We start from the raw sequence: 358 nt of genomic DNA, 5'->3' as shown, positions 1-358 counted from the left end.
CGATCGATATTAAATTCGATAGTGATATTGGAGCTACCGTTGCGGCTACTGGAATTTATGCTTTTGATCCCTTCGATCCCCGAAATCCGGTTTTCTAATACTTGGGTGATCTTGGTTTCTACAACTTCCGCCGATGCGCCTGTGTAGTTAGTACTTACACTGACTATTGGAGTTTCAATATCAGGGTATTCGCGCAGTGGTAGCATAGTAAATGCCACTAAGTCAAAGGTCAGCAGCAGTAAGTTAATGACGATCGCGAAGATCGGGCGCTTTACCGCCGTATCAGTGATTCTCACGTCGCCTTACCCCTTTACTTCAACTTTTGAGCCTGATCGGATCTTCAAGGTGCCTTCCGTGA

Annotated in this window: 1 protein-coding gene; it reads right to left on the bottom strand. The window is 45.8% G+C overall.

Features of this window, described 5'->3' with window-relative positions; all coding sequences use genetic code 11:
• Nucleotides 1-296: efflux RND transporter permease subunit (locus CWC11_RS20515; protein WP_138684155.1), on the bottom strand; the 296-nt coding region annotated here is incomplete at its 3' end.
• Nucleotides 297-358 lie beyond the last annotated feature (62 nt).

The sequence above is a fragment of the Pseudoalteromonas sp. S3178 genome, assembly GCF_005886985.1.
Taxonomy (GTDB): Bacteria; Pseudomonadota; Gammaproteobacteria; order Enterobacterales; family Alteromonadaceae; genus Pseudoalteromonas; species Pseudoalteromonas carrageenovora.
Note: the sequence above shows the minus strand (reverse complement) of the source record. Positions and strands in the feature narration are given on the sequence as shown.